Below are 3,556 nucleotides of genomic sequence, written 5' to 3'. Positions count from 1 at the left end.
GAATCCATATAGAGCCAATACTAATTAGAAGTCGAATTTCTCTTGCTGCTTTTCAAGCTTTTCTTGATATTTAACATACCTTCTAATCATTTCTGCATCTAAACCAACTGTATCCACACAGTAGCCTTTCGCCCAAAAATGATTTCCCCAATAAGGCCTCTTTTTCAAATAGGGAAACTGCTTGAAAACTCTTATAGCTGTTCGTCCCTTTAGGTTACCCATTAAATCAGATATTGACTGCTTTGGTGGAACGCTTATCAACAAATGAACATGGTCTGGTTGCACATTTAACTCTATAACCCTACATTTCAACCTTTGGCTATATATCTGTATACCGCTGTACACATCCTGTGCTACAGCTCCCGTCAACACTCTATATCTATACTTCGGCACCCAAACAATATGGTATTGGCAGTGCCATATAACATGCGATAATCTTTCGAATCTGCTCATGCGTTTTTCCTTTACTTAGTTATGGGGATAACCAAGTAATGGATACCATGAGCAGATCCTTCAGGCATAGCCTTTCGACGATGACCACGCCCACAGGACGTGGTTTTTATTTGTTAATAAAAGTCGAACATCGCGTTAGTATAGCTTTTCATCAACCACTGAAGGTAATAGCGGTGGAGTTGTGCTATAGCATTAAGGAATGCTGATTTAGCGCAGTTGAATGTGATGTACTTATCGGTATAATTTGGCGGTTTTTTGCTTTCACAGAGTCAAGAGTATGTCTAAGAGTATTGAGATTAGTGATGGAAAGCTGGTGATCGGTAAAGATACCTACCAACTTAAGAAGATCTTAGAGATATATGCAGTTGAGATGAAAATCAAAGACCATTTGATAAGAATATTTACCTTTGCTTTTCTATTTTCTGCTATAGGTTGGGCTATTTTTTATTTACTAGGATACGCCTTATTTGCAATAGGATTTGTGTTAGCAATTTTAACCATGAAAAAGTATGAGCTGAGAGCATTACATAAAGGCTCAGATGAAACTGGTGACCAAATAGTTAGCCTATTAAGATCAAGAAAAGAAGAAGATTTTGAGCGCTTTAAACAAGTTGTAGAAGAAGTTAAGTCTGCTAAAAGATATCAGTCGTAACGCTTGAAAGATTTACTATGGTCAAAGTTGTATTAATTTTATAGAGGTATTTGCATAGGCTGATAAATGATGAAGAGTAGTGATATTTACCAAGCACCTGGGGCTGAGTTGCGAGAAAACACTTTGGAGGCAAGTAAACTTGCTTCGATATCAAAGCGTTTTTGGGCAATGGTTATAGATAAGGTTATATTGGTTGGCTTAATTGTATTAGGAGTATGGTTAGTTGACTCTTATGAATACTATTGGAACGATCCAGATACTGTTTTTTTATATTATATGTGTATAGTTGGCTCTTTATTATTAGGGATAAATACTTATCTCTTGTCCATGAGAGGCCAAACAATTGGTAAAAGAATACTTAAAATATCAATTGTAAACTATGAGGATGGTGGAAGAGTTAATTTTCTTTCCTTGATTTTTTTTCGCTATATATTGTTTTGGTTCGGGAATGCAATTTTAGGTGTTTTATGGTTGATTGATGCATCATTTATATTTGGCCATGAAAGACGCTGTTTGCACGACTTGGCAGCAAATACGAAAGTGATTGATTTACAAAATAATTTATAAAAAAGTGGTAATGGCTATAATCAATGATAACTTTTTTTATTAAACTGGATAGAACAATAGATCAAGCTTATAAGTATTTTAAGTAGTTTTACTCTATTGATTTATTGTATGTGAAACTAATAAAATCTGATCTTTCGAATTTTGTAGAAATGAAATAGGTTAAGGTATTAGTTTGCATTTAGTAATTATTGCCATTCTGTTATTTGTGACATCCATTTTCCTGTATAAAAAACTTTTTAACCGCAAGAGTACAGGGTATGCAGTAGATTCTGTGATGAGTGAGCTTGTAGGACTCTGTCGCGGTGATGTTGAGCGTGCAGAGCGCTTGTTAAATCACGAAAAAAATAAAAACCCTAGACTATCTGATAAGCAAGCCATTGAAAACGCAATTTATTTCCTAAGGCGAGATAGTTAGCGTTATTTAACTTGATATTAATCTTAAAAATATAACCTTTTCTTACCCTCAAAGTTTTTCCTTACTCTAATATTGAGCCAGCTCAGTATCTGCTTTCATGTATATTGGATAACTCTATAATAATTGCTATTATTCCGTGATTTACTAGTGACTGGGAAGTAACTAAGTAAGGTTGGTTATGAAGAAAGCCTTATTACTTATTGTTTTGTCTGTGTTTTTTTCAGGGTGTGCAACACCGATAAAACGATTCGTAGCTCATGAGAATGTTATTGTTTCGGAGAATCATCCTAAAGTACGTTTAGTTGTGCCTAATGGGTATGAACTATTTGATAAGTGCTCAGGTAAAAATGAAATTAAATTTGATGATGCTTCTGGTATTAGTTATGAGCATCAAGACTGGTTCCAATTTCGTAAGAGGAATAATAAAGGACTTATTGATAATGTGTTACATTTTCGTTTTAGCGATGCTCCAAAGGGTATGAGTTATAATGCGGGAAGACCTGATAATAGTTACTTTAACCGTAGTGCTGTTACAATAAATGGGATAAGTTACACAACTTATTTAATTGCTAGAAAACAGTCTAGTGACAAAGCAAAAGTTACTATTGATGCGTGTATAATGGGAAAACTGTTTGACTCATTTCTGACGGATGAGAAAAGCCACCAGTTTTCAATTAGTTATACATCTTTTATACCTTGTGAAAAGCTTGTAGATGGACGAGTGGTTGATGATGGTTTGGTACATAAATTTGATCTACAAGCAAATGAGCTTATCCGAAAAATGAGTCAGTAAAAAACTATCCTAATGATTAGCCAAATGAAACTATTCTTGGTGGTAACTCAATAAGGTTTGCTATGCAAAAAGCTATTTTGACTGTTGTTTTGTTAATATTTATTTCAGGATGTGCCGCGCCTGTAAAACGATATGTTGGCTATGATAACGTTGTTGTTTCTGAAAACCACCCAAAAATTCGGCTAGCTATACCTTCTGAATATGAGTTTATTAGTCTCCTAAAAGGTTAAAACCATCGGCTTTAGCCGGTTAGCTTTAGCTATGATACTCTGAATCTGCTGATGAAGTAGTAGGAGTATAGTAATGGAGTATAGATATGGTAGTCATACAATTTTCAAGATTCAGTATCACTTTGTTTTTGTGACGAAATATCGTTATCACGTATTAAAAGGAGATATAGGGTTTAAAGCTCGAGATTTAATAAGACAGACCTGTCATGCATTTGAAATTGATATATTAAAAGGAGTGATTAGCAAAGATCATGTGCATTTGTTAGTTTCAGCACCGCCAAATATTGCACCGAGTGAAATAATGCGAAGAATAAAAGGCCGAACGTCGGCCAAGTTGTTTGAAAGTTACCCAGACTTAAGGAAAAGGTATTGGGGGCGTCACTTTTGGGCAAGAGGCTATTTTTGTGTGACGTCAGGAGAAGTTACAGAAGAAATGATTAAAGAAT

At 34.9% G+C, this 3,556-nt stretch carries 7 protein-coding genes; 6 read left to right on the top strand and 1 reads right to left on the bottom strand.

The features are described from left to right. Positions 1–24: 24 nt before the first annotated feature. Positions 25–453, bottom strand: coding sequence for an IS200/IS605 family transposase (gene tnpA / locus KCG35_RS24000; RefSeq protein WP_215822389.1), 429 nt, complete (start codon positions 451–453; stop codon positions 25–27). A 277-nt stretch (positions 454–730) separates the two neighbouring features. On the opposite strand from tnpA (KCG35_RS24000), the gene KCG35_RS23995 reads away from it, so the two are divergent. The 6 genes from KCG35_RS23995 to tnpA (KCG35_RS23970) form a co-directional block, all read left to right on the top strand. Beyond that, positions 731–1,105, top strand: coding sequence for a hypothetical protein (locus tag KCG35_RS23995; protein ID WP_215822388.1), 375 nt, complete (start codon positions 731–733; stop codon positions 1,103–1,105). Between the two features lie 66 nt (positions 1,106–1,171). Beyond that, positions 1,172–1,672 (top strand): RDD family protein, encoded by a 501-nt coding sequence (locus tag KCG35_RS23990; protein WP_215822387.1) that lies wholly within the window; start codon positions 1,172–1,174, stop codon positions 1,670–1,672. A 172-nt stretch (positions 1,673–1,844) separates the two neighbouring features. Continuing rightward, on the top strand, positions 1,845–2,087 hold the full coding sequence (locus KCG35_RS23985) for a hypothetical protein (protein ID WP_215822386.1): 243 nt from the start codon (positions 1,845–1,847) through the stop codon (positions 2,085–2,087). Positions 2,088–2,265: 178 nt separating this feature from the next. Next, the gene (locus tag KCG35_RS23980; RefSeq protein WP_215822385.1) at positions 2,266–2,880 is read left to right on the top strand and encodes a hypothetical protein; all 615 of its coding nucleotides are present in this window, start codon (positions 2,266–2,268) and stop codon (positions 2,878–2,880) included. Between the two features lie 62 nt (positions 2,881–2,942). Beyond that, a complete protein-coding gene (locus KCG35_RS23975; protein WP_215822384.1) occupies positions 2,943–3,110 on the top strand; it encodes a hypothetical protein in 168 nt (55 codons plus the stop codon). Positions 3,111–3,183: 73 nt separating this feature from the next. Continuing rightward, a partial coding sequence (gene tnpA, locus KCG35_RS23970; protein WP_215822383.1) for an IS200/IS605 family transposase occupies positions 3,184–3,556 on the top strand: 373 nt, incomplete at its 3' end.

This window comes from Zooshikella harenae (assembly GCF_018837975.1).
Taxonomy (GTDB): Bacteria; Pseudomonadota; Gammaproteobacteria; order Pseudomonadales; family Zooshikellaceae; genus Zooshikella; species Zooshikella harenae.
Note: the sequence above shows the minus strand (reverse complement) of the source record. Positions and strands in the feature narration are given on the sequence as shown.